General features: G+C 66.8%; 18 protein-coding genes and 2 pseudogenes. 10 read left to right on the forward strand and 10 right to left on the reverse strand.

All coding sequences use genetic code 11. The features are described 5' to 3' along the window. Positions 1-541: 541 nt before the first annotated feature. Positions 542-712, forward strand: coding sequence for a hypothetical protein (locus IPK27_14995; protein MBK8068870.1), 171 nt, complete (start codon positions 542-544; stop codon positions 710-712). A 628-nt stretch (positions 713-1,340) separates the two neighbouring features. Beyond that, positions 1,341-1,736: an EAL domain-containing protein gene (locus IPK27_15000; protein MBK8068871.1), complete on the forward strand. Its 396-nt coding sequence runs from the start codon at positions 1,341-1,343 to the stop codon at positions 1,734-1,736. Between the two features lie 264 nt (positions 1,737-2,000). Here the strand turns inward: IPK27_15000 and IPK27_15005 are convergent, their stop codons facing one another. The 7 genes and pseudogenes from IPK27_15005 to IPK27_15035 all read right to left on the reverse strand — a co-directional run bounded on the left by IPK27_15005 (position 2,001) and on the right by IPK27_15035 (position 13,489). Beyond that, complete coding sequence (locus IPK27_15005; protein MBK8068872.1) at positions 2,001-2,633, reverse strand: M48 family metallopeptidase; 633 nt, start codon at positions 2,631-2,633, stop codon at positions 2,001-2,003. Positions 2,634-2,690: 57 nt separating this feature from the next. Further along, positions 2,691-5,989, reverse strand: a pseudogene (locus IPK27_15010) (type I restriction endonuclease subunit R). 146 nt (positions 5,990-6,135) lie between these two features. Further along, positions 6,136-7,777 (reverse strand): annotated as a pseudogene (locus tag IPK27_15015) (winged helix DNA-binding domain-containing protein). A 282-nt stretch (positions 7,778-8,059) separates the two neighbouring features. Then, positions 8,060-9,355: a restriction endonuclease subunit S gene (locus IPK27_15020; GenBank protein MBK8068873.1), complete on the reverse strand. Its 1,296-nt coding sequence runs from the start codon at positions 9,353-9,355 to the stop codon at positions 8,060-8,062. A 19-nt stretch (positions 9,356-9,374) separates the two neighbouring features. Next, a complete protein-coding gene (locus IPK27_15025; GenBank protein MBK8068874.1) occupies positions 9,375-11,831 on the reverse strand; it encodes an N-6 DNA methylase in 2,457 nt (818 codons plus the stop codon). 176 nt (positions 11,832-12,007) lie between these two features. Beyond that, positions 12,008-12,340 carry a hypothetical protein gene (locus IPK27_15030; GenBank protein ID MBK8068875.1) on the reverse strand — a complete coding sequence of 111 codons (333 nt, stop codon included), beginning with the start codon at positions 12,338-12,340 and terminating at the stop codon, positions 12,008-12,010. Between the two features lie 141 nt (positions 12,341-12,481). Then, a complete protein-coding gene (locus IPK27_15035; protein ID MBK8068876.1) occupies positions 12,482-13,489 on the reverse strand; it encodes a TraB/GumN family protein in 1,008 nt (335 codons plus the stop codon). Positions 13,490-13,767: 278 nt separating this feature from the next. Between IPK27_15035 and IPK27_15040 the strand changes: the two genes are divergently transcribed. The 4 genes from IPK27_15040 (at position 13,768) to IPK27_15055 (ending at position 17,880) form a co-directional block, all read left to right on the forward strand. Next, positions 13,768-15,177: a circularly permuted type 2 ATP-grasp protein gene (locus IPK27_15040; GenBank protein MBK8068877.1), complete on the forward strand. Its 1,410-nt coding sequence runs from the start codon at positions 13,768-13,770 to the stop codon at positions 15,175-15,177. Beyond that, positions 15,177-16,109, forward strand: a complete 933-nt coding sequence (locus tag IPK27_15045; GenBank protein ID MBK8068878.1) for an alpha-E domain-containing protein — start codon at positions 15,177-15,179, stop codon at positions 16,107-16,109. Before IPK27_15040 ends, IPK27_15045 begins: the two co-directional genes overlap by 1 nt. Before the next feature lie 13 nt (positions 16,110-16,122). Next, positions 16,123-16,923, forward strand: a complete 801-nt coding sequence (locus IPK27_15050; GenBank protein MBK8068879.1) for a transglutaminase family protein — start codon at positions 16,123-16,125, stop codon at positions 16,921-16,923. Positions 16,924-17,139: 216 nt separating this feature from the next. Continuing rightward, positions 17,140-17,880: a peptidase gene (locus tag IPK27_15055; protein MBK8068880.1), complete on the forward strand. Its 741-nt coding sequence runs from the start codon at positions 17,140-17,142 to the stop codon at positions 17,878-17,880. Between the two features lie 133 nt (positions 17,881-18,013). Here IPK27_15055 and IPK27_15060 read toward each other — a convergent pair whose 3' ends face one another. The 3 genes from IPK27_15060 to IPK27_15070 all read right to left on the reverse strand — a co-directional run bounded on the left by IPK27_15060 (position 18,014) and on the right by IPK27_15070 (position 20,498). Then, on the reverse strand, positions 18,014-19,060 hold the full coding sequence (locus IPK27_15060) for a cyclic nucleotide-binding domain-containing protein (GenBank protein ID MBK8068881.1): 1,047 nt from the start codon (positions 19,058-19,060) through the stop codon (positions 18,014-18,016). Between the two features lie 182 nt (positions 19,061-19,242). Beyond that, positions 19,243-19,854 carry an outer membrane lipoprotein LolB gene (gene lolB / locus IPK27_15065; GenBank protein MBK8068882.1) on the reverse strand — a complete coding sequence of 204 codons (612 nt, stop codon included), beginning with the start codon at positions 19,852-19,854 and terminating at the stop codon, positions 19,243-19,245. Further along, entirely contained in the window at positions 19,851-20,498 is a 648-nt protein-coding gene (locus tag IPK27_15070) for a tetratricopeptide repeat protein (protein ID MBK8068883.1), read from the reverse strand. Before IPK27_15070 ends, lolB begins: the two co-directional genes overlap by 4 nt. A gap of 308 nt (positions 20,499-20,806) precedes the next feature. Here IPK27_15070 and IPK27_15075 point away from each other — a divergent pair, with 308 nt between their 5' ends. From IPK27_15075 to IPK27_15090, 4 genes are all read left to right on the forward strand, one after another. Further along, complete coding sequence (locus IPK27_15075) at positions 20,807-21,280, forward strand: hypothetical protein (GenBank protein ID MBK8068884.1); 474 nt, start codon at positions 20,807-20,809, stop codon at positions 21,278-21,280. 317 nt (positions 21,281-21,597) lie between these two features. After that, positions 21,598-22,863: a glutamyl-tRNA reductase gene (locus IPK27_15080; protein ID MBK8068885.1), complete on the forward strand. Its 1,266-nt coding sequence runs from the start codon at positions 21,598-21,600 to the stop codon at positions 22,861-22,863. 276 nt (positions 22,864-23,139) lie between these two features. Continuing rightward, positions 23,140-24,228, forward strand: a complete 1,089-nt coding sequence (prfA, locus tag IPK27_15085) for a peptide chain release factor 1 (GenBank protein ID MBK8068886.1) — start codon at positions 23,140-23,142, stop codon at positions 24,226-24,228. A gap of 216 nt (positions 24,229-24,444) precedes the next feature. Further along, positions 24,445-25,446, forward strand: coding sequence for an energy transducer TonB (locus IPK27_15090; GenBank protein ID MBK8068887.1), 1,002 nt, complete (start codon positions 24,445-24,447; stop codon positions 25,444-25,446). Positions 25,447-25,449 lie beyond the last annotated feature (3 nt).

Genomic DNA, 25,449 nt, shown 5'->3' on the forward strand with positions numbered 1-25,449 from the left:
CCTGCGCCTGTCGGCCGCGGTGATCGACAGCACGCGATGGCGTGGTGGTCACCGACCTCAGCGCTCGCATCATTACGTTCAATCGCGCCTATTGCCGAGATCACCGGCTATCGGAGTCCGGTTGCTCGGGCAGAACCCGCCGCCTACTGCGGTCCGGGCGCCACGACGACCGCTTCTTCGCCGACATGTGGGCGGACATTGGCGGCAAGGGCCGCTGGCAGGGGCGAGATCTGGAGCCGTCGGCGCAACAGCGAAGTCTTCCCGAGTGGCTGACGATCAGCGCCGTGCGCGACGAGAGGCAGGCGTTTGCGGCACTACGTCGGCGTGGTCACCAGGCATCTCGCGGCTGGAAGCAGACCGAGGGCCGAACTGGCGCGCCTGGCGCACTTCGACCCGCTCACCGGGCTGCCCAATCGACTGCTGGCGCAGACACACGGCTGGAGTACGCCGTCAGCCGCGCCGGGCACGACGGGCATCGGCTGGCCCCGCTGTTCATCGACATGGACGCTTCAAGACGGTCAACGATAGCCTCGGCCATCAGGTGGGCGACGAGCTGCTGTGCGCCGTCGGCGAGCGCTTCCGCCCACCGGCGGCACCAGCGACACGGTCGCGCGCCTGCGGCGACGAGTTCCTGGTGATCGTCGAGGCGTGGGTAACGCGCGCGCCGCCGGCGATGTCTCTCGCGCGCCACTCTGCTCTCGACGCTGAGTAGCCCTTCCTGCTGCCCAGCGGTCACGGGGTCTTCGCCGACGCCGGCATCGGCATCAGCCTGTATCCCGGGATGGCAGCACTGCCACCGACCTGGTGCGCTGCGCCGACACGGCGATGTATCGCCAAGGACCTGGGCCGCAACACCTTCCCATTTCACACGCCGAGCGCTGGTCGACGCCGCCAGCGACCGCCTGGAACTCAAGGGCCGCCTGCGCCGCTTGCTCGCGCGCGGCGAGTTCGAAAGATCCATTACCGGCCGCTGCTCGACTGCGACAGCACCCGCATCATGGGCGTCGAGGCGCTGGTGCGCTGGCAGCCACCGGGCGAGCCGATGGTCTACGGGCCGCTTCATCCCGCTGGCAGAAACCGGCCTGGTTTCGCGCTCGGCGACTGGGTGCTGGAGACCGCCTGTCGCCCGGGTCCTGCAGCGCGCGCCGCAGCGCCTCGTCGGATCTGCGCCTGTGCGTCAACCTGTCGGCGCGCCAGTTGCGCAACCGGAGTTCCCGGACCGGCTGACGTGTGTGCTCGCCGACACCGGCCTCGCCAGACGCGTTGGAGCTGGAGATCACCGAATCCCATCCTGATCGACCACGGCACCATGGTGATCGGCACCCTGCGCCGCTGCGCGGCTGGGCGTGCGCGTCGCCATCGACGATTTCGGCACCGGCTACAGCTCGCTCGCCTACCTCAAGCGCCTGCCATGGACGCTGAAGATCGACCGCAGCTTCGTGGCCGACATCCCCAGCCACAAGGCGGCGCGGGAGTCGCCGCGCCATCATCGCGCTCAGCCACCCCTGCACCTCGACATCCTTGCCGAAGGCGTCGAGACCAGGCCAGCTCAATTCCTGCGCGCGCGGCGGCTGCGACCATTTCCGGGGCTACGATCAGCCCCGCGGTCGCGCCGAAGAAACTCGCCGCCGCCACCTCACCCGGCCACGCCTGATCCACCCTCGCACTCACACCACCAGCGCTTACAATCTCCAACCCCGCGGCGTAGCTCAAGTGGTAGAGCAACTGATTTGTAATCAGTAGGTCGGGGGTTCGATTCCCTCCGCCGGCACCAGCTTAATCAATGGTTTGGAGCGTTTTTTTAGAGAGCGTGGCTTTTGCTGAGTCAGCATGGAGTCAGCAAATGATTGCGTTCCGGGTGCATGCACAGCGCCTTCCCTGATCACGCGGCTGCCGTGCCAAAGACCGATTCACGTTCGAGACTGCGCCCAATAGGTCGGTCCCAGCAGTCTCGGTCGCATGACCTCCTCGCGAGTGGGTTTGAGTAAACGCGCCGGCCATCAGCACTTTTCCACTTCCGCACCACGCGCGGCCAACCAACCCTTGCGCAGCTCGTAGTCCGGCATTGCCCTCTCAATCCGGCGCCAAAACTCTGGAGTGTGGTGTGCCTCGTGCAGGTGCGCCAGTTCGTGCACGACGACGTACTCGGCGATCCGCGCGGGCAGCAGGATCGTTTTCGAGTGGAAGCAGAGCCACCCGCCCTTGCGGGAGGAGCCCCAGCGGGACCCAAGGTCTTGAACCTTGACGCCGGTTGGTTCAACTTGCATCCGTGCTTGGTAGGCGTCCACCTGACGTGTCAGCCAGGCGCGAGCGTGCTGGCAGTACCAGCGCACCATGTGCACCTGTCCATCGCGCGCAAGACCTGCCGGCATGAGGAAGCGTCCGGCATGCAGTTTCACGGCCGTATCGGACTCGGGGACCAGCTTCAGGCGATAGCTGCGTCCGAGGTAGGCAAACCCCTCGCCGTCGACAAATTCCTTGGTGCGGGTGTGCGGCCCCAGTGCGTCTTTCCTCGCCAGTTGCCTGTAAACCCACATGCGCTTGCGATGGACGAAGTCGCGCAGCTTGGCGACTGGCACCTCGGGTGGCGCGGACAGGATCAGCTCGCCGCCGCGATCGACAGTGATCTCCAAGTGCGCCGCCGCTGCTGCGGCGCAGTTCGAAGGTCAGATCGTGCACGGTCAGCGTAGTCACGACTTGATCAGCCGTTCGTGGTTGGCGCGTGCGAGTTCCATCAGCCGGTCGACGAGCGCTTCGATCTGCGGTGTCGGCAGCAGCCTCGACGCCATCAGGATCGCGAAAACGCGCGATCCGAGCGCTTCCTGCGCGGGCAATCTGTTCGGGCGCCAGAAGTTCGGCACCAGTTCCGCGGCGATGATGTCGACAACCTCCACGGCAAGGTCAACCAGGCGCTTGCGCTCGGTGTCGTTGGACGCCCGGTCACCCGCGGCGGCATCAATGATCAGGCGCAGGAACGGCCCATAGTGCTCCGGCAGTTCCGGGATATCCGGGTCAGGTGTCACGTGCCCGCTGCGAATCTCGTCGACCAATCCCTGGAGCGCCTTGGTCAGCTCGTCCCACTGCTCACCCAGCCGCGTCAGCAGCTCCCGCAGACGCTCGCTGAGCTTGCGGTAGGCGACTGGGTCCTGATCGATGTGCTCGCGGATATGGGCGCGGATGGCGTGCTCCATCTCGGAGGCCTTGGCGCGGTCGTTGGGCTCGCGCGCCAGCTTGCTGCCGAAATCGGCATCGGTCAGCGACACCGGCGGGATCTTCCGGATCGACACCCATCGAAACCACATGGTCGTCGATCAGCTTGCGCACCTTGGCGCCGATGTCCTTGCCCAGCACGGGCGTGTCGCGGTAGCGGTTACGGGCGCGGGCGTAGATGAAGGCCAGTTGCTTGGCATCCGGCGCGAAGGGCAGGCCCTCGGGACGCGGCAGCACCACATCCAGCATGTCGAGGAACTGCTTCAGCTTGACCGCGAACTCCGCACGCAGGCGTTCGTTGACCAGGAGTTCCACGCAGGTCTCGTGATCGCCGAGGTCATCGATGCCGCGGCTGCGGAAGATCTCCAGCACGCGCAAATGGCGGTCGCGCAGCACCGGGACCTCGTCCTTCAGGCTCTGCAGCGCGCCCTCGATGTCCTCGTCCGCGTAGACCTTGAGCGCGTCCCTGAGGTGGTGTGCCAGTCCGAAGTAATCCACCACGATGCCGAACTTCTTGCCGCCTCCGGTGCGATTCACCCGCGCAATGGTCTGCAGCAACTCTGCTTCGCGGATTGGCCGGTCGAGGTACATCACACCCTCGATGGGTGCGTCGAAACCGGTCAGCAGCATCGACTTGACGATCAGGAAGGCGAGTGGGTCCGCCCTGCCCGGATCGGTGTGGATCAGCGGCTTCTTGAAGCGCTTGATGCGAAATTCCTGCGCGGCACCGTCTGTCCAGGGCTTCCACTGCAGGATCGTCGTTGTTGCCGCCCGAGATGACCGGCGCAAATTCAATTCGGGCCAGCAGGTCGCGGTAACGCCAAGCCTGCACTTTCGCCTGCACCACCGGCGCGCGCCGGCACAAAGCTTCGTCGTCGAGCGCCTTGTCATCGCCGCTCAGGGCATGGGCTTCCGTCAGCAACTCTTCGCGCGCGGCGAGCAGCGCATTCAGGTAGCGCACCACGGCGAGGCGGCTGTAAGCCACCACCTGGGCCTTGAGTCCGTTCGGCAGAATGTGGGTGACGTAATGGCGCAGCATGTCGCGCGCCTTGTCCCGTATCAGGTCCGGCGCCTCGAAGATCTGGCCTTTGGTGGCGTACTTCTGCTTGATCGCCTCCAGCTCTTCGGGCGTGTGCTCGCGAAACAGGTCCTCGAACAGATCGTCGAGGCTGGCGCCGTCTTTCACGGCGCCGTGTGCGGTGCGGCCTTCGTAGAGGATGGGGACGATGGCGCCGTCGGCCTCCGCTTCGCGGATCGTGTAGCGATCGATGAACTCGCCGAAGATCTCGTGCGTGCGCTTCTTGTCGCCCATCAGGATCGGCGTGCCGGTGAACCCGATGCGCGCGCAGTTGGGGAGCCCCGCCTGCAGCGCGGCCTGAAGATCGCCCGCCTGGCTGCGGTGCGCCTCATCGACCAGCACCAGGATGCTGTCGTCGTCGTTCAGTACATCGCTGACGTAGCCCGGCGACTTCGGCGCGCCGATCTCGGCAGCGGGCAGGTCCTCCTTGCGCAATCCAGGCTCACCGGCGGCATCGCCGCGCTGTTTCTGGATCATGCCGAACACCAGGCCAGGGCTCTTGCGACGCAGCTGATTGCGCAAGGCGTGGGTGGACGTCGCAATCTCGACAGTCTCGCCGGACAGCGCCGCGGTTTCGGAGAGCTGGTCCTCCAGATCGGTCCGGTCCGTGACTACGACCACCTTGAACCGTCGCAACCGCGGATCCGTGCGCAGCTTGCGGATCAGGAACACCATGGTCAGGCTCTTGCCGGACCCTTGGGTGTGCCAGACGATGCCGCCGCGGCGGTCGTGTTCGCCGTCCTGCACGCGGGTCTTGCCGGTGCGCAGGCGCTCGATGGCGCGAGAGACTGCGCGGTACTGTTGGTAACGGCAGACCGACTTCACGGTCTGACCTTCGATGGTCATGAACAGCGTGAAATGCCGGATGATGTCGAGCAGGTGCGCCGGCGACAGCAGGCCAGCCACCAGCCGCTCCTGCTCGGACAACTGATCCTTGCCCAATGCCGCGGCCACCTCGCTTTCGGTGCCGTGGCCATCAGGGCCGATCACGGTCTTCCAGGCGCCGTAGTGACGAAACTCCGCGCCGATGGTGCCAACGCGTGCTTCGTCGAAGCTGCTGGCGATCAGCAACTGGTTGCTGTGGAACAGCGGCTCATTGCCCTCGTTGTCGTCCACCTCGCCATTGGCGCGCCGCTGGTTGCTGTAGCGCCGCAACTGGTCGATCGCATCGGCCAGCGGCTCGGGCACGCTGGGGCTCTTGCACTCGATCACCACCAGCGGAATGCCGTTCACCAGCAAGACCACGTCCGGCACGATGAAGGCCTTGCCGCGGTTGTAGCCGGGCGGACAGTCGACTCGGAACTGATTCACCACCGTGAACTCGTTGCGTTCCGGTTGCTCCCAGTCGATGTAGTGGATGGTCTGGCCGCGGCCGCCATCCCAACCCGGCAGCCCTTCAACCGTGATCCCGCCGAGCAGCAACTCGGTGGCGACGCGGTTGGCCTCGATCAGCCGATGCGCCGGGATTCGCGTCAGCGCGCCCACGGCTTGAGACAGACGTTCGTCATCCAGCCAGGGTTGTCCATCGCGCAGGTTCAGCGCACGCATCTGGCGCCGCAGCGTGGCTTCCTGGATGACTTCTGTGAAGCTGGTCCGTCCGGTGCGGGCAGGAAGGTCTAGATCGCCCTCCACGTAGCACCAGCCCATCGACAGCAACTGTTCGATGAGGGGGCGCTCGACTTCATCCAGTTCCCAGCCCATTCGCGTCCCGTGTTCGCGCTAGGTGATTGATTTGTCGTGTGAAACCTGAAACTGATGAGCGGTGTACAGATCCGATTTCATCCGTTCCCATCCGATTTCATCCATTCCCATCCGATTCTTTCCAGTCACAACCGCGCTGACTGCGACTACGGCGCCCGACCCAACCGATAGGCCGATGACCGCCCGGCGCCTTCAAGCACCAGCAGCCCGGATGCCTTCATGCGCTTGAGCAAGTCCTTGGCCTGCCCGTCAGAAAGTCGGCACAGCCCCATTACGTCTGCTCGCCTGATGAGGCCATGCTGCCGCGCGTAGTTCAACACCATCTGTTCGTGCTGGATCGGCGTGAAGCCGGCCTGTCGCGTGTAGGCAGCCTTGTCGCCGGCCAGTCGATAGACGTCGGCCGACAGGGTGTAGCTGCGCCCTCGGTTGGCGCCATGCGCTTCCACCATGCCGGCCTCGCTCAGCGCTTCCAATGTGCGCTTGGCCTGCGCTGCGTCGCGCTGGATGTGGCCCGCCAGTTCTTCGGCGCTGACACGCTTCAGGTCACGCAGGGCAGCCAGCGCGATCAGGCTGTCGATGGGGAGCTCGGTGCCGCGATTTCGCTCGGCGTCGACCACCAGGCGCCGGAAGTCGAGATCGGCAGGGACAACGGGCAGGCGCAGCACCACGTCCTGACGGCTGGTGCGGCTGTAGTCGGGTGCCGGTCGGCCGAACTTGTGCATCCCGCGGTAGATCTTGTCGACACCGCGCCCGGAGCGCTCGACGACGCCGATGCGCTTCATGGCGTCGGCCAACTGCGGGTTGCGCGGGTGCGGTTCGATGGTCAGCAGGTTTGCCAGGGTCACGCCGTCGACCAGTCCGCCGGGGTTGCTGACGACCAGCGCCTCGTCTTCCAGGCGCACATGGACGGCGCCCAGGCGGTGGTAGTCGCGATGGATCAGCGCGTTGGCGACAGCTTCACGGAACGCGCCCATGTCGACCATCGGCACCGGCACGCGGAACAGGCCTACCTGCAGTTCTTCTTCCGGGTTGTAAGGGCGGAAGTTGGTCTCCAGCCAGTCCAGCGCCTTCAGCAGCGGGAAGCGGCGGAACTCGTTGAAGCGGACGGCTTCGCGGGCGAGGACCTGGAAAGCGAATTCGTGCGTGGGGACCAGTGTGCGCAGGGATTGTTCGCGGCCGATCAGCAGCAGGCCGGTGAGCGTGGGCACGCGTGCGCCGTCGGGTTGGCGGGCGGTGAGGCCGAGGGCGCCGTCGAGGGCTTCGTCGTCGAGTTCCAGCAGTACGCGGTCGCCGCCGTATTGCTGCACGCTCTGGCGCAGGCGTTCGCGTTCGAGCGGGTCGAAGTCGGCCAGCGTGGCGCCGGCCACCGGCTGCGCCGGAGGCATCCATCAGGCCGAAGCTGGTGGCGCGGCTGGCGCGGTCGTGCGGCAGCATGGCGACGCATTCGGGGGTGCCGTCGACCTTGAGGCGGCGGCGGAGGTAGACGCCGGCGGTGGTGGCGACTTCGCTGCTGGCCTTGGGGACGCGGATGCGGGCGACGGTGACGCCGTTGACGGCGATGGCCTCGACGCTGACCGCCAGCGACGGCGAGGTGCGCGCGGCGACGAGTGCGGCGAGGCCGGTCAGGGATTGGTGATCGGTATGCAGGCCGCTGGCGCTGCCGTCGTCTTCGACGCCCAGCAGCCTGTCGGGCTTTCGGCGTGAGATGCGTTGTGCGGATGGGCGGATGGAGCGGGGGCCTCCATTGGCAAGCGTCGCAACGCAGCGACGCCGCCCCCAGCGCCCCACGCAAAGGGGGCCGGTGCGCTGCGTCGTCTGGAAAGTTGAATCGAATCCAAGTTCGAGCCGAAGACAGGTTGAAGTCGACCGCCAAAAGGACTTCCGGCGCACTCACGCGGAAAGTCCGACAGGCTGCACGCCACAACTCGCCGCCGTCGGTGTTGGCCAGGCACACCAGGGCTTCGACCAATTCGCTGTCCGGAAGGCGATGCGAGTCGCGCTTGAACTCTATGGTCAGCGTTTCCTTGGCTGGCAGCGCGTCGACGGTCATGGCGGTTGGCGCTTGGGTGGTCATGCGCTGGCCGGGGCAGCCTGAAGCAGTGGGGTGACGCGGACGCGGCCGGTCAGGAGGTCGTCCATGAGGCCGGTCCTCGCCAGCTTGATCTTTTCCAACGTCAGCTTCTCAGCGGCAATTCGACCATTGCTCGTTTCGATGATGTCGGCGATCCGCGTGGCTTCATGCGCTTCAGGTGCGGCGAGCGGGATACGCCGAACATCTCGCAAATTGATGCCTTGAACCGCTACGCCGAGAGTGTGGGTTGCAATGAAGCTGGAGGGACTTGGCATTGCCAAGTATTCGCGGACGAATCGCGAATCGAGTCTTGAGACTTCGATCCGCGCCGTGTCCTGAGTGATGTTTGCGCCATCAAGCTGCGCGGGGACGAAAGCCGTGCGTCCGACCGACCCGCGGATGGTGAAGAGCAGGTCGCCGCAGCGTAACCGAGATCGCTTGTATTCGCGGTCGATCGCCGGACTGGTCAACAGGAGCTGGTCCAAGCGGATGCTCCCTCCGACGATGTCTTTGACTTTTACTACCGGCACGCCGCCCTCATGACCCTGTCCGGGCATAAGGATGCCGTAGACGATCGGCCTTCGCTGGTCGACAAGATCATTCAGAGTCACGGCAGACCACTCTGTAGGAATCCACCCCAGCGGCGAGACCTTGTAGAGATCGGGCGCTTGGCTCTGTGGCGGGCGCAGTTCGCCGTTGGCGTCGATGCCGCGGGTCAGCAGGTCGTGCAGCAGCCCCTGCTTGACCAGCTTGAGCTTCTCGATGACCGCCTCGGTCTGGCGAATGGTGGTGTCGAGATTGTCGAGGATTTCGGCAATCAACCGGCGCTCGTGGAGGGGCGGGACCGGAACTTCAATCTTTCCAAGTTCAGCCCCTGAGACCTCCAGAAAAGTCGTGCCTGATGCTCGGCGCTTGAGCTCGGGTTTGAGCTTTTCCGTGAGGTAGTAATAGAACGGAGCGTCAGCGCCGCTCACGAAAACCAGCGACTTGAAGCCTTGGTTCGTCGTCATCGGCACCGCGTTGATCGCGCGCGCGCCGAGAGTGGCGCGCGTCGTGATCATCAAGGAGCCCGGGGGCAGAACCGTTGCGCCGCTTCCGGCAAGGCCAAGCTCAGAAATGCGTTCCCGTGTCTCGCTGAGGTACGCAGAGCCTTCCCGGCTGACTTCGCCGGGAGTAACCCACGGAATCTCGCCGCCCCAGAGGCTGGACACGTCTCGACTTGGCGTACCACCGCCCACGACCTTTGCCATGACTGAGATTCGCTCGACCTGCCAATCTGTCGGCAGATCGCGCAAGAAGGCTCCGTAGGCTGATTCAGTTGCCATAGCCAAGGGCCTGCAGGTGTCGATGTAGCGATGAGGCTGACGCATCACGATGCTGCTCGATGTCAATCAACCTCACCCGATACTTATCCCACCACCCCTCAAACGCCGCGACCACGTGCTGCCGCTGCGCACTCACATACCTCTCCAGAATCACCTGCATATCGTTGCGCAGAATCGCCAGCAGCAGCGCCGCAGCCCCAGCCTCATCCAGCGCATCCACCGCCTGATCCAGCCGCTGCGCAAAGCCCTGCTGCGCGGTCTTGATGTCCTTTTTCAGCGCCGCCAACTGGCGCTTCCATTCCTTCAACTGCGCCTCGTCGACGGCCGGCTCGTCGTCGCTGGCCTCGGTATCGTCGCCGTCGTCGCTCGACTTGTCGGGCGTGGCGGCCTTGATCTGGCTGTCGAGTTCGGCCTTGCGGGACTCCAGTTCGGCCTGCGCGGCGACGAAATCGGCCATCAGGAACCGGACCAACTTGTGGTCGAGCGGATTGTCCTTGGCTTGCTCGTCGTCCAGCGCGTTCAGGATGCTGGTGCGCCAGGCGTCGATCACGCCTTTGGCGCCGCGCGCCATCAGGGTCAGGAACTCGTATTTGGCGTCTGACCAGAAGCCGGCGACGATGCCGCGCACCTGGAAGCGGCCGAGCACGCCAACCGGCTCCAGCGCGGCGCTGAAGCTGTGCAGCAACTCGTTGCGCAGGCCGACGAAGCTCGCCGCGCCGGCCAGTGCGGTGATGCGCGGGCTGTGCGCCTGCCACCAGGCATCGAAGGCTGCGCGCAGGGATTGCTCGCGAGCGCGCAAGCCCGCGTTGGATTCGACCGCGGCCTTGATCGACTGGCGGGACGCGATCTCCGGGCGGAAATCGTAGTAGCTGGCGTCGCGTTCGGCGAACAGCGCCAGCGGATCGAGGCCGTGCGCGTCGAACAGCGCTGACTTGGCGGCCACCTCGGCCTTGGGCACTCCGCCGAGCAGATGCGCGCGCACATCGTGCGGTTCGGGTGGCGGCGCGTTGTCGGCGTAGCGGCGGATGTTGAGGTTGTAGTCGTTCTCGCGCAGCGTGGTGTTGCTGACGATGGCGCTGAAGCCCGGCACCTCGGCGTAGCTCTCGAAGGTGTGGACGATCTTCTCGATGTGCTCGGGCAGCAGATGGTTCTGCGCGCGGCCCTCGAAGTATTCGCGGTCGGCGTTGATGAACAGCACTTTGCCCTGGCGCTGCGCCGTCTTGCCGCTGTGATTGCCGCGGCGCTGGCGCATCACCAGCACGCAGGCGGGGATGCCGGTGCCGTAGAACAGATTGGCGGGCAGGCCGATCACCGCTTCCAGCAGGTCGGCCTCGATCATCGCCGCGCGGATGGCGCGTTCCTCGCCGCCGCGGAACAGCACGCCGTGCGGCATCACGGTGGCGACCATGCCGCCATCGCGCGTGACCGCGACCATGTGCTGCAGGAACATCAGATCGGCCTTCTTGCTGCCGAGCGGCACCTGGCCGTAGCGGAAGCGCTCCGGGTGCTTCGGGCGAAACACCGGCTGGCCGTCGCGGCCGGTTTCGGCCGTGCCCCAGTTGATCGAAAACGGCGGATTGGAGAGCACGCGGTCGAAGCGCATCAGCTCGCCGCCTTCCACATGCTGCGGCTCGGCCAGCGTGTCGTCGTTGCGCAGGTCGGCGGTGCTGATGCCGTGCAGCAGCATGTTCATCTTGGCGATGGACCACACCGTGCCGTTGGCCTCCTGCCCGCACAAGTCCGCGCGCGTGCCGTCGCCACCGTGCTCGTCGATGTACTCCTTCGCCAGGATCAGCATGCCGCCCGAACCCACGCACGGATCGTAAATGCTGTGCTGCTGCTCCGGCTTGAGCAGCCGCACCATCATCCGCACCACCGAGCGCGGCGTGTAGAACTCGCCGCCCTTCTTGCCGGCCGAGTCCGCGAACTCGCCGATCAGGTACTCATAGGCCGCACCGAGCAGATCCGGGAACTCGAAGTCCTCGTTGCGCAGCCGGTAGTTGCTGAAATGGCTGATCAACTGGCGCAGCTTGATGTCCGGGATCTTGCTCTGGCCCACCTTGCGCGAGAAATCGATGTGCTCCAGCACCTCTGAAAGGCTGGCGTTGTTGCTCTCCAGCCCACCCAGCGCCTTGTTCAGAAAGCCGCCGACATCGTGATGCGCCTCGTTGACCAGATAGCTCCAGCGCGAAGTCGGCGGCACGTAGAAGGACTGCCCGTACCAGCGCTTGTTCTCCGCGCTGAACACCGCATCCGGCTGGTCCAGCCCGCGCGCCAGTTCCTGCGCAATCACCTGCTCGCGGCGCTGCTCGAACACATCCGAGCAGCGCTTCAGGAACAGCATCCCGAAGATGTACTCCTTGAACTCCGAGGCATCCATCTTGCCGCGCAGGATGTCGGCGGCCTTGAACAGATGGCGTTCGAGCTGGGGAAGCGTCAGGGGCATGGGTGAGGCGCGCGCCGGAGTTGGGAGCGCCTGAGGATAGCTTCGGCATCGCGCTGAGGCGCGCGGCGCTTGTGGTCGGACCGGGTGCCCGCTACTTGCCGCGCATGCTCTTGAGGGCAGAGATCGAATGGCAGATTTCGGCCATGCGCGCCAAAACGGAACCACATTGACGGGTGTTACCGGACAAGCTCAACGGGATGTTCGCTGCCGTCAGCACCCATCGCTGTTGCTTCGATCTCGTCGCCTTCCGGCCGCGGATAGTGCGCCGCCAGTTCATCCGGCAAGTCATGCGACCAGCCCAGGATTGCAGCCATGTCGGTCAGGCTCTTGGTGGGCTCCGGCCCAAGGTCCCACGCCCAAGGTACCGGGTGGGCGCTCACGCTTGGCCACTTCGCCATCTCCAGAACTCGCGCGGCATCCGGGCCGGACACCTCACCGGTTGCCACGTCCCAGTCAAACACCAGCGGCGCTTCATTGCGAACGAGAGGCTTCAACTCGAAGCGCTTCATGACCGGGGAACCTTTCCGGATTTCTTACCCGAAAGTATGCACCCAGCCTCGGGACGAATCGGGGGCACATAGACCCCGGACGCTCTTCCGACAACTCGCCAACCAGACAATCAATCCCTGATCAGCCTTCTTCGACGCCTGTCAGGGCTCCTCGACCTCGTAACCGCGCTGGCGTAGTGCCGCCAGGTAGCCGTCGGACTTGAGCAACTCGCCCATCGGCAAGATGGCGAAGGTGACGCGGTTCTCCGCCAGTGCCTTCTCCGCGGCCTCCATCCAGGCGCGGCCGACGCGCTGGCGCAGATCGTCCAGGCCGCGTTTGCGTGCCACGCCGGCTTGCAGCACGGCATCGGCGCAGGCGCGGTTCTGGTCCTCGAAGGGCAGCGCGCGCAGGGCCTCGATGTCGCCGGTGGCCCAGGCGTTGGCGCGCTCGCGCATCGACACCAGGTCGGTCTCCAGCCGATCCAGCGTCTGGGTGAAGCACTTCAGATCGTCGAGGTCGTCGTTGGCGAAGTCGCGGATCGCCTGGCGCGGGTCGCCGATGTCGATTTCCACCTCCGCCGACACCATCGGGACATCGTGCTGCCGGGCCGTCTTGGTGACCACCTTGTCGACCACCCCGTCGAACGACAGCCCGTTGCGCTTGACCGCCTTTTCCCACAGTTTCTGCGCGGCGAACAGCGGCCGCTGCTTTTCAATCGACGAACTGCGCCCGATGTAGCGCTTCTTCAACGCCAGCCAGCGCTGGTAGGTCTCCGGCGGAACCTGGTCAGCCAGCTTTTCCTTGCCCGGGTTCTTGCGTGACGACAGGGCGGCCGGCAGCAGCGTCAGGCCGCGGAAAAAGCCGATCTTCTCCTTCAGCTTGACCCGCGTGCCGGTCAGCACCTGCTGCGACTCGGCGATGACCTGGCGCACCTCGCGCGCTTCCCACTCGATCCGCTTGGGCAAGGGCGACAAGGTACCGAGGATCCACATCACGTTGTCGCCCTTGGCCACGCGCCAGAGCCCGGGGCCGGGCTGCACGCCGCTGACGACCACCGCCTCGAACACCTGTGCCGGTGCGCCTGCATCAGTGGAGTTGGCAGCAACGTCCTGGGCATGCGCCGGCAACATCAGGGACATCAGCAATCCCGGCAACAGCAGTGCTCTCATCGGCGGCTTCGGAGTCTGGACGGAGCGTTGCAGTCTGCAAACTTGCGCCGCCGGATGCGTAAAGCCGCGATGAGCGGGGCCTGCCGATCGCGCCAACTGACGGCACTGGCAGAGCTTGGGAAGGCTCGAGCGCCTGGCGCATGCACTGCCGCCGGGCGCAATCGGGCGCGTCGCACCAGCACGGTGCAACGCGCGAACTTTCCTTGACTCCCCCGCATGCCGGCGGCACGCTCGGCGCGAAACCAGGAACGAGCGCGGCAAGCATGGCCTTCGACGAAATGGGCGCAAGCGGGGAGACTCGCGCACCGTATGCGCTGGTCGACGCCTGGCTGCGCGCGCAGCCCAGGGAGGTGCTCGATCTCAAGCGCCGCGAGGCAGAGGAATTGTTCCGCCGCATCGGCATCACCTTCGCGGTCTACAGCGAGGGCGGCGACCCCGAGCGCCTGATTCCTTTCGACCTGATCCCGCGGGTGCTGGCCCAGGCGGAATGGCAGCGCCTGCAGCGCGGGCTGGAGCAGCGGGTCAAGGCGCTGAACGCCTTCATCCACGATGTCTATCACGAGCGCGAGATCCTGCGCGCCGGGCGCGTGCCGCAGCAGCTGGTGCTGGGCAACCCGCAGTTCCGCCCGGAAATGGCGGGTTTCGATTTGCCGCGGCGGGTCTACACCCATGTGGCCGGCATCGACCTGGTGCGCACCGGCCCCGACCAGTACTACGTGCTGGAGGACAACTGCCGCACGCCGTCGGGCGTGTCGTACATGGTGGAAAACCGCGAGGTGATGCTGCGGCTGTTCCCCGACCTGTTCCGCCGCGCCGCGGTGGCGCCGGTGGCGCATTACCCCGATGAATTGCTGGAAACCTTGCGCAGCGTGGCGCCGCCGAATTGCCGCGGCGAGCCCACCGTGGCGCTGCTGTCGCCCGGCATCCACAACAGCGCCTACTACGAGCACGCCTTCCTCGCCGACGAGATGGGCATCGAACTGGTCGAGGGCGCCGACCTGCTGGTCGAGGACGATGTCTGCTACATGCGCACCACGCGCGGGCTGGAGCGCGTCGATGTGATCTACCGCCGGATCGACGACGATTACCTTGATCCGCTGGCCTTCCGCCCGGAATCGATGCTCGGCGTGCCCGGCCTGTACTTCGCCTACCGCGCCGGCAACGTCAACCTGGCCAATGCGATCGGCGCCGGCATCGCCGACGACAAGGCGGTCTACATCCACGTGCCGGAGATGATCCGCTTCTACCTCGGCGAAGAACCCTTGCTGGCGAATGTGCCGACTTTCGACTGCCGCAAGCCGGAGGACCTGGCGCATGTGCTGGCGCACCTCGACGAGCTGGTGGTCAAGGCGGTGCACGGCTCCGGCGGCTACGGCATGCTGGTCGGGCCGCATGCGACCATCGCGCAGCGGGCGGAATTCGCCACCCTGCTCAAGGCGCGCCCGCACGACTACATTGCGCAGCCGACGCTGGCGCTGTCGACCGTGCCGACTTTCGTCGAGCAGGGCATCGCGCCGCGCCATGTGGACCTGCGTCCCTTCGTGCTCTACGGCGAGCGCCTGCGCATCGTGCCCGGCGGACTGACCCGGGTGGCGCTGCGCGAGGGTTCGCTGGTGGTCAATTCCTCGCAGGGCGGCGGCACCAAGGACACCTGGGTGCTGGAGAACGACGCGGCGGAGGACGTCTGATGCTGGCGCGCACCGCGGAGAACCTGTACTGGCTGGCGCGCTACATCGAGCGTGCCGATTTCCTCGCGCGGCTGCTGCAGGGCGCCGCGCACATGAGCGCAGTGCGCGTGGATGCCGACCGCAGCAGCGAGTGGCAATCGGCCCTGCTGGCCTCGGGCAGCCGCCCGGACACGCTCGCGCGGCCATGGCCCACGACTGCCAGCGAGGTGGTCCATTACCTCGCCTTCGACCCGGCCAACCTGTCGTCGATCGTCTCCTGCCTGGAAACCGCAAGGCAGAACGCGCGCGCCGTGCGCACCGCGCTGACGGTGGACATGTGGGACGCGGTCAACAGCACCTGGCTGGAACTGCGCCACTTCGATCCCGCGCGGATGGATGACGACCGGTTGCGCGCCTTCCTCGACTGGGTGCAGGCGCGCGCCGGGCTGTTCCACGGGGTCTACGCCAGCACCATGCTGCGCAACGATGGCTTCCGTTTCACCCGCCTGGGCCAGTTCCTCGAACGCGCCGACAACAGCGCGCGCCTGCTCGATGCCAGATTGCGGGTGGACGGCGATGTCAGCGGCGCGCAAGTCGACGACCACCCCTCGCTGGCGATCCTGCGCGTGGTCGGCGCGCGGCGCGCCTATCGCGTGCTGTTCAAGGGCCGCGTGGCGCCGGCGCAGGTGGCTGAATTGCTCCTGTTGCGGCCCGAGTTCCCGCGCTCGCTGGTGTTCTGCTTCGAACAGATCACCCAGCAACTGGACCAGATCGCGGGGCAGGATCCGCACCGCAGCGCGGAGGCCAAGCGCCTCGCGCACTCGCTGTACGCGCAACTGCGCTTCGGCCGGATCGACCACATCCTGACCCACGGCCTGCACCGCTACCTCGACGAGCTGATCGGGCGCACCAGCCAGGTCGGCCGCGAGATCGCCAGCGGACATGGGTTCTGAGCGGATCGCACGCATGCACATCGTCATCGACCATTCGACCACCTACCGCTACGGTGCTGCCGCGCGGCGTGTGCACCAGGCCCTCCGGCTGTGGCCGATCCCCGGTGTCGGCCAGGTGATCCGCGACTGGCGCGTGGACATCGACGGCCGCAAGATCCGCCCGAGCAGCCGCGACGGCTTCGGCAACCCGGTGGCGACGCATGTGGTCGACCGCCCGGTGCAGGCGCTGGTGGTGCGGGTGCACGCCGAGGTGGAAACGCTCGACCGCCACGGCATCGTCGGCCATACCGAGGATCCGTTGCCGCCGGCCTATTTCGTCCATCCCACCGACCTGACCCGTCCCGACGATGCGATCCGCGCGCTGGCGCTGGGCTGCCGCGCCGAGGAAGACGGCGACGTGGCGCGCCTGCACCGGCTGTGCAACACGGTGCGCGAGCGGGTCGACTACCAAGCGCTGGTCACGCATGTCGCCAGCGCCGCCGCGGACGCGCTGGCGCACGGCGCCGGCGTCTGCCAGGACCACGCCCATGTGCTGATTGCCGCCGCGCGCGTGCTCGGCTACCCGGCGCGCTACGTCAGCGGCTACCTCGCCGCCTCCGCCGGAAGCGATGCCGCCAGCCACGCCTGGGCCGAGATCCACGTCCCTGACCTCGGCTGGGTAGGCTTCGACGCCGCCAACCGGATCTGCCCGGACGAGCGCTACGTGCGCATCGCCATCGGCCGCGACTACCGCGACGCCGCCCCGGTGCGCGGCGTGCAGCTCGGCGGCGAGGCGGAGAGCATGGAAGTCGCCGTGTGGGTGAGTGAGCAGTAACCTAGCCCCGTTAAACGCGGAGCCGCAGAGAGCACAGAGGAAACACGGAGAAGAGCGTTGAGACAAAGTCGATCCTGTCCCGGAGCAACTATTCCTGCGCATTTCTCTGTGGCTGTTCTCCGCGTCCTCTGCGTCTCCGCGTTTAATCGGGCACGGCTCCGATGAATCACTCCCGGCAGCCCGGCTATCTTCGCCCCATCGACCTGGAGCCCGGACATGACCTACTGCGTCGGACTGATGCTGGAACCTGGCCTGGTGATGCTGGCCGACACGCGCACCAATGCGGGGATGGACAACATTTCCACCTTCGGCAAGCTGCATGTGTTCCACAAGCCGGGGGAACGGATGATCTCGCTGATGACCGCCGGCAACCTGGCGGTGTCTCAGGCCGTGGTCAACCTGGTGCAGGAGGGCTTGCCGGAGCCCGAGTCGGGGGAGAAGGAGACGATCTACACGGTGCCGACGATGTTCCGCGCCGCGGCGCTGGTCGGTGAAGCCGTGCGCCATGTGCACAAGGTGCATGGCGAGGCGATGCGCAAGCAGGATGTGCGCTTCGACGTGTCGGTGCTGGTCGGCGGGCAACTCGCCGGACGCACCCTGCGGCTGTTCAATGTCTACGCCGCCGGCAATTTCATCGAAGCCACCCGCGACACTCCCTTCCTGCAGGTGGGCGAACACAAGTACGGCAAGCCGATCCTCGACCGCGCGGTGCGCCCGGACATGGCGCTGGCCGACGGAGTCAAGCTGGCGCTGATCTCGATGGATTCGACCCTGCGCTCCAACCTGAGCGTAGGCCTGCCGCTGGACCTGCTGGTATTCCGCCGCTACGACCTGACTCAACCCGCGGTGCGCCGCATCGGCGAGCACGACCCCTACTTCCAGATGATCCGCGAACGCTGGTCCAGTGCCCTGCGCGATGCCCACCGGGCGATGCCGTCGCCGGATTGGGGAATCTAGCGCACGCGGCAGGCTGCGCTGCGCTGCGCCGGTTGTGGGTTGTAGGTTATGGGTTGTCGGCGGCAAGAGCTACGTCGGGCCGGGACTGCTCTTGACTCTGCTGCCCACAACCCAGAACCCACAACCCACAACCCTACTTCCGATCCTTCTGCTTCACCATCCCCGACAACCCACCCGCCAGCGCGTAGGCGTCGAAGCCGAGCTTGGTCAGGATGAAGGCGGCCGCGGCGCTGCGCTCGCCGGTGTTGCAGTAGCAGACGTAGGACTTGTCCTTGTCGAGTTCAGGTGCGTACTCGCGCAGGCGGTAGAGCGGCATGTTCACCGCGCCCTTGATCGCGCGCTCGTCGAATTCCTCCGGCAGGCGCACGTCGATCACACCGGCGCCCTGGCGCACCAGGATCGAGGCCTTGCCGGGGGTCAGCCATTCGACCGTGGGCTGCTTCAGCAACTCGCCGAAGTCGCTCTTGCCCAGGCGCATCAGCTTGCCGGCCTTCATCATCGTCACGGTGGCGTTGCGCACGCTGTTCGACAACAACGCGTCCTCGCCGAAGCTGTCGCCCCGCACGAGGTAAGCCACCACCGCGGGATCGCCGTCCCCGGCCTGGGTCACCGAGGCGGCGCCATCCTTGATGACGTAGAAGTAATCGCCGTCGTCGCCTTCGCGAACCACCGTCTGGCCAGCGGGCACCTCGATTTCCTCGAAGCGCGAGAACAGGCGTTCCAGGTTGCCTGCGGGCACCCGGCGCATGGCGTTGTTCTGCAACAGGCGGAAGATCCAGCGATTGCCGTCCGGGTTCTTGTCCAGCAGGCGGAAACCGGTGCTGCGCGTGAGCTGGTCGAAGGTGATCAGCTTCTCGAGGAAACGTCGGTCCAGCGAGACCACCATGGCCGTCAGCGACTGCACGGTCGCGGTGAACCGGCGCGGCATCAGATCGCCGATCGGGTAGCGTCCCTGCAGCGAGTCGGCGCTGATGTCCTTGCGCTTGCCGTCCGGGTAGTCGCCGCTGACGATCCCGCCGAGCAGGTAGTGCGTGATCTCGTCCTCGTCGCCGGCGCGGAACAGCACCTGCCCGTGGGCGTACTCGGTCGACTCGGCCTCGCGCGCGACCACATCCAGATGCTCCGGACGCAGCGAATCGAGCGGGTACAGGTGCTTGAGTTGACTGGCGTCGATGGACATGGGAGCTGCCGGCTGCCGGGTGCTTGGAATATAGCCGGGCCAGACCGGGGACGGCGGATGACGGGCAGCCTGACAGGCGAACAAGCGCAGCGGCAATGGGTTGACCATAGCCTCCGTGCGGATGCCTAGCGGCAGACGATTCTGACTCGCAACGCGGCTCGCGATTCTTGTTCAGAGGTTCCCTAGCCGCCGAATTTCCAGGTGCGCACCGAGATCCTGACCTGATGCTCACCAGCGCGCGCGTAGAGCTTGCGCGGCAATGGCGGGTCCTGAGCCTGGTCGAAACCGACATAGCGGATCTCCCAACCCGACTGGCGCAACAGCGCGAGCTGTCCATGCTCGTCGAGTTCGATCTCGCTCTCGGCCCCCGGCGCGCGCATGCCGAGCACCCAAAAGCGCAGGGCATCTGCCGGCAGGTTCAGCTTGACCTCGCGGCGGAGCAGTTCTTCTGCGCTGTTGGCCACCCGAATGGCGCCGTTCGATTCGATCAGCAGGGCCTGTCCCGGCAGCACTTCGAGGCGCCAGTTGCGCGCGCTGACCGGAGCGAAGAAGCGCAAAGTCGTCGCGAGGCCACGCTGCTGCCACTCGAACCGGCCACTGCCGCCGTCGTTGCCATCGCTGATGGCAATGCGTCCATTGAGGTCGAAGCGGTTGCGCTCGAACAGCTGCGATTCGCGCGCGGACATCAGGCGCTCTCCGGCCTGCGCGTCTGCCGGCGGGCCCTCGCGCACCACCCGCGTGGGCGCGCACGCGGCAAGCGCGAGCACGACGCAGAGCCACCAGAGGCGGCTCAAGGCAGCAATTCCGGCTGCAGGCGACGCACGCTCTCGCGCAGCGCGGCGTTGTCGCCGAAGCGCTGGAGCAGTTCGCGCCACAGGGCGCGCGCCTCATCCTGGCGGCCCGAGACCCACAGCACTTCGGCCAGGTGGCTGCCGACCTCGCCGTCCGGCACCAGTTCCCAGGCGCGGCGCAGGTATTTGAGCGCCTCGTCCAGATTGCCCAGCCGGTACTGCACCCAGCCCATGCTGTCGATGAAGGCACCATCGTCAGGGTGCCTGGCATAGGCGCGTTCGATGTAGCCCAGCGCCTCCTGGTGCCGATCGGTGCGATCCGCCAGGGTGTAGCCGAGCGCATTCAGCGCCTGCGCGTTCTCCGGATCCAGCGCAAGGATGCTGCGCAAATCCTGCTCCAGTCCGGCGACATCGTCGTCGCCGATGCGGAACAATGCGCGCGAATACAGCAGGCGCACGTCCTGGCCGTTCTGCGCCAGCGCCTCGTCGTAAACCTGGCCGGCGGCCTTGCGGTCCACCGGTGCCAGCAATTCCGCCTCCAGCAGCCAGGCATCCACGCGCTGGTCTGCATCGTCCACCCGGCGCCGCAGTTCGGCCAGCAGCGAGCGGGCGCCACGCACATCCTGCTTGTCGCGCGCCAGCAGCACGCCGCGGCGCAGCTGCGCCTCGGCCCAGGCACCGCCCGCTGGGCTCCTGCGCGTACCAGGACAAGGCCAGGTCCGGCTCTTCGCGTAACTCGTACAACTGGCCGAGCAGGAAGGCGCGCGAACGCACCTCACTGGAATCGCTCTGCAGCAGCCCGCGCTCGATGCGCTTGAGCAGTTTCGGATCTGATTTTGCGGCGACATTCGCCAGCCGCGCGGCGTATACGCGGTCGTCCTGCGGGCGTGCCTGCGCCAGCACGCGATCGGCGCGAGCGACGTTCCCCGCTTCGGCGTGCAACCCGGCCAGCGCGATGCGCAAATCGAAATCCTCCGGCGCGAGGTCCAACGCCTTCTCCATCGACTTGCGCGCCGATTCCTTCTCGCCAGCCGCCAGCAGCACCTGGGCGCTGCGGCGCCAGGCCTCGGCATCCTTGGGGCTGGCACGCGTTTCCGCCTGCGACAGGCGGATAGCGGTCGGGTATTCGCCCAGGTTGCTGGCCACGGCCGACCAGTGCGGGCCGTTCTCGATCTCCACCAGCGCGCCGGCATCCGCCAGCCGCTTGAGCGTCGCCGGGGAATCCTTGCGATTCTCGGCGGCGACCAGCACCTGGGCGACCGCGCGCTGGGCCTCGACGGTACCTGCGGCGAGCAACGCCTCCAGTTGCGCCTCCGCCAACTCGCGCTGGCCGCGCGCCATTGCCGCCCACGCCAGCGTGCGCCGCGCCCCGACCGCCTGGGCATCGATCTCCAGCCAGCGCCGCCCGACCTGCTCCGCTGACGGGTAGTCCTTGGCGTACAGCGCCACGGTGGCCGCACGTTCGATCAGGTCGCTGCGACGGCTGTGCGCCGCGGCGGCCGCATAGCCAGCGGCGGCCTGCGGCAACTCGCCGGCCTGGAGCGCGAATTCCGCCTGCAGCGCATGCCCGAGCACATCGCCATCCGGCGGGTTGGAGGCCATCGCCGGCCCCACCGTGCACGCCAGTGCGAGCACCCATCCGCGCCAGCGGGCAACGCGGCCAATGCGGCTCACGGGAGGCAACTTGATCTCACGGGGTCCGGCCAAGGACAATCTCACGGTTGAAAGGCGCATTCTTCATTGTATATGGCCATCCTGGCGTTGGGGATCAATCATGCGACCGCACCGATCGCCCTGCGCGAGCGGGTCGCGTTTGCGCCCGAACGCACGCCCGACGCGCTGCGCGACCTTCGCGCGCTGCCCGGCGTCGGTGCCGCGGCGATCTTGAGCACCTGCAACCGCACCGAGGTCTATGTCGACCATGAGCCGGGCGCGGAGCAGAAGGCGCTGACCTGGCTGGAGCGCTTTCACGGGCTGGATCCGGCCGAGTTGCACCCGGCCACCTACCGCTACCAGGATGCGCAGGCGGTGCGGCATGTGTTCCGCGTCGCAACCGGCCTCGATTCGCTGGTCGTCGGCGAGCCGCAGATCCTTGGCCAGCTGAAGCAGGCCTACCGGATTGCGCAGGACGCGCGCACCTTGTCCGGTCCGCTGGAACAGTTGCTGCAGCGCAGTTTCTCGGTCGCCAAGACCGTGCGCACCGAGACCCGCCTGGGCGCGAATGCGGTGTCGGTGGCCTACGCCGCGGTGCGCCTGGCCACCCAGGTGTTCGACGAGATGCCCAAGCGCCAGGCCCTGCTGGTGGGCGCCGGCGAGACCATCGAGCTGGTCGCGCGCCACCTCGTCGGTGCCGGCGTACGGCGCACCCTGGTGGTCAACCGCACACTGGAACGCGCGCATGCGCTGGCAGATCGCATCGGCGGCCAGGCTGCGCGGCTGGCGGACCTGGAAACCCACCTGGTCGATTGCGACATCCTGGTCACCGCGACCCACGGCAACGATCCGGTGGTGCGCAGCGACATGGTCCGGCGCGCTTTTGCCGGGCGCCGCCGGCGGCCGCTCTTCGCGGTCGATCTGGGCGTACCGCGCAACATCGAAGCGAGCGTCGGCGACCTCGACGATGTCTACCTGTATTCGGTGGACGATCTGCGCGGAATCGTCGAGGAGGGCCTGCGCGGGCGCCGCGAGGCCGCCGCCCAGGCGGAATCGATGGTCACCCTGCATGTCGAGGAGTTCATGGCCTGGTGGCGCGAACGCTCCGCCGCCAGCGCCATCATCAGCATGCGCCAGCGCGCCGAGCAGGCCCGCGCGGACGTACTTGAGCGCGCGCGCAAGCGTCTGCGCCACGGCGACACCCCCGAGCAGGCGCTGGAATTCCTCGCCAACACCCTGACCAACCGCTTGCTGCACCGCCCCACCGTCGGCCTGCGCAGCGCCGCCGCCGTCGGCGACGAGGAGTTCCTCGAGTTCGCATCGCGGTTGCTGGCGCTTGAAGCAGTGAGTGGTGAGTAGTGAGTGGTGAGTGGCGAGGAAGCCGTGAGTAGTGAGTGGTGAGTAGTGAGTGGCAGAAGCGGCGCGCGGCGGGTTGATGTTTGTCGGCGTTGAGTGATAGCCGATTCGCTTGCCGGCTCCGAGTGCTGTTGACCCGCACCCAGAGCCTGCCCGCCCACGCTGCCCTGCTATCTTCCGCGGCCGAGCCAAACTGGCGACAGCCAGCCGAGGGCCGGCACCTTGCCTCAAGCTGCCTTTGCCACTCACTACTCACCACTCACTACTTACTGCTTTCAAATGAACCCCCGCATCCGCCACAAGCTGGACGAAATGTCCGAGCGCCTCATGGAGGTCCAGCTGTTGCTGGCGCAGCCGGAGACGCTGGCGGATGGCGCGCGCTTTCGCGAGTTGTCGCGCGAGTACTCGCAGCTGGAATCGCTGGCGCGCGACTACCGCGAGTACCAGCGGCTGGAGGCGGATCTGGCGGCGACGCGCGCGATGGCCGAGACCGAGCGTGGCGAGATGCGCGAACTGGCGCAGGCCGAGGCCGCCGAGCTGGACACCCACCTGACCCAGTTGGGCGACAGCCTGGCGCTGAACCTGGTGCCGACCGATCCGCGCGACGAGCGCAACCTGTTTCTCGAAGTGCGCGCCGGCACCGGCGGCGATGAGGCGGCGATCTTCGCCGGCGATCTGTTCCGCATGTACACGCGCTACGCCGAATCGCGCGGCTGGCGCGTCGAGATCCTGAGCCAGAGTGCCGGCGAGCACGGCGGCTACAAGGAGATCATCGCGCGCGTCGAGGGGCAAGGCGCCTACTCGGCGCTGAAATACGAGTCCGGCACCCACCGTGTGCAGCGCGTCCCCGCCACGGAGGCCCAGGGGCGCATCCACACCTCGGCGTGCACGGTGGCGATCCTGCCGGAGCTGGATGACGTCGACTCGACCCCGGTCAATCCAGCCGATCTGAAGGTCGACACCTTTCGCGCCTCCGGCGCTGGCGGCCAGCACGTCAACAAGACCGATTCGGCCATCCGCATCACGCACTTGCCCTCCGGCATCGTCGTCGAGTGTCAGGACGAGCGCTCGCAGCACAAGAACCGCGCCCGCGCGCTTTCGCTGCTGCAGGCGCGCCTGACCGACGCCGAACGCAGCCGCCAGGCGGCACAGCAGTCGGAAGACCGTCGCCTGCAGGTGGGCAGCGGGGACCGCTCGCAGCGCATCCGCACCTACAACTTCCCCCAGGGCCGGCTTACCGATCACCGGATCAATCTGACGCTCTACCAGCTGGGCGACATCGTGGAGGGAAACCTCGACCCCGTCGTCGGCCCGCTGCAGCAGGAAGACCGTGCGCAGGCGCTGGAAGCGCTGCTCGGGCGGGCCTGATCCAGCACGCGCGGAGCCATGCAATTGGGAAATTTCGGAACGTTGTGCGAAGACGGCGCGGGACACGCGCAGCCAAAGGTTAACGGCTTTTCATACTTCTGGCCTATTCGTGTAACCTTGGCTTGGACGCGCGGATCTGTGACCTGATTCGCAGTGCGGCGCAGGGGTGCCAGCGCAGGCGTCCGAATCTGGCTTCCGGGGATCGAGGTGAATGCAATGAACGACAAGCGCACGCAACGGGCAAGCCTGGTGCCCGCACTGCTGTTGCTGGCCGCGATGGGCCTGGGCGGTTGCGGCGGCGATGAGCCCGCACCCGCGGCATCTACCACCCCTGCCGGCGCAGCGCCCACTCCCGCACAACCGGCTGCCACCGCGCCCGCGGAGCCAACCGCGCCGCAGACCGTGGCGGAACTGCTGGAAGCGGCACGCACTGCGATGAAAGAGCAGCGCCTGGTGCAGCCGACCGGCAACAACGCCATCGAGTACTACCTCAAGGTGCTCGAGGCGGAGCCGGACAATCGCCATGCGCAACTCGCCATCCTCGAACTGATGCCGCTGGCGCAGGGCGTGGCCGAGCAGATGATCGAAACCAACCGCTTCGACGAAGCCCAGGACACCCTGCGCCTGCTGAAACGCGCGCAGCCGACCTCGGTGGTGGTGACCAACCTCGAGCAGCGCATCGTGCAGCAGCGTCGCGCCGAGGAGCAGCGCCAGCAGGCGGAAGAAGAACAGGCTCGCCTCGCCGAACGCCAGGAGCGCGAGCGCGCCGCCGCTGCGCAGGCAGCGGCCGCAGCGCCGCCGCCGGCCGCCGAACCCGCGCCGGCGCGCCCTGCTACAGCCACCGCCCCGCCGCCGGCCGCGCCGACTACAGCCCCTGCGCAAACGCCGCCGACTCAGGTCGCTTCGGCTGCACCGGCGCCATCCGTGGCGAGCACGACCGCGCCCCAGGTGAAGGACTTCCAGTTGGTCAAGCGCGTGAACCCGAACTACCCGGCGCAGGCTTTGCGCGCACGCACCGAAGGCTGGGTGGAACTGTCCTTCACCATCACTGTCAACGGCGATGTCGAGGGCGTGGAAGTCGTCAACTCCGAGCCCCGCCGCATCTTCGATCGCGACGCCATCCGCGCGCTCAGCCAGTGGAAGTTCTCGCCGCGCATCGAGAACGGCAAGCCGGTAGCCGCCAAGGCCCGCCAGCGGCTGACCTTCAGCCTGAACTGAAGA

This window comes from Rhodanobacteraceae bacterium, from assembly GCA_016713135.1.
Classification (GTDB): Bacteria; Pseudomonadota; Gammaproteobacteria; order Xanthomonadales; family SZUA-5; genus JADKFD01.

Coding starts and splice junctions, on each gene's coding strand:
- IPK27_15025 (MBK8068874.1), bottom strand. CDS start 11,831: ATGCCCCTGACGCTTCCCCAGCTCGAACGCCATCTGTTCAAGGCCGCC.
- IPK27_15030 (MBK8068875.1), bottom strand. CDS start 12,340: ATGAAGCGCTTCGAGTTGAAGCCTCTCGTTCGCAATGAAGCGCCGCTG.
- IPK27_15035 (MBK8068876.1), bottom strand. CDS start 13,489: ATGAGAGCACTGCTGTTGCCGGGATTGCTGATGTCCCTGATGTTGCCG.
- IPK27_15040 (MBK8068877.1), top strand. CDS start 13,768: ATGGGCGCAAGCGGGGAGACTCGCGCACCGTATGCGCTGGTCGACGCC.
- IPK27_15045 (MBK8068878.1), top strand. CDS start 15,177: ATGCTGGCGCGCACCGCGGAGAACCTGTACTGGCTGGCGCGCTACATC.
- IPK27_15050 (MBK8068879.1), top strand. CDS start 16,123: ATGCACATCGTCATCGACCATTCGACCACCTACCGCTACGGTGCTGCC.
- IPK27_15055 (MBK8068880.1), top strand. CDS start 17,140: ATGACCTACTGCGTCGGACTGATGCTGGAACCTGGCCTGGTGATGCTG.
- IPK27_15060 (MBK8068881.1), bottom strand. CDS start 19,060: ATGTCCATCGACGCCAGTCAACTCAAGCACCTGTACCCGCTCGATTCG.
- IPK27_15075 (MBK8068884.1), top strand. CDS start 20,807: ATGCGCAAATCGAAATCCTCCGGCGCGAGGTCCAACGCCTTCTCCATC.
- IPK27_15080 (MBK8068885.1), top strand. CDS start 21,598: ATGGCCATCCTGGCGTTGGGGATCAATCATGCGACCGCACCGATCGCC.
- prfA (MBK8068886.1), top strand. CDS start 23,140: ATGAACCCCCGCATCCGCCACAAGCTGGACGAAATGTCCGAGCGCCTC.
- IPK27_15090 (MBK8068887.1), top strand. CDS start 24,445: ATGAACGACAAGCGCACGCAACGGGCAAGCCTGGTGCCCGCACTGCTG.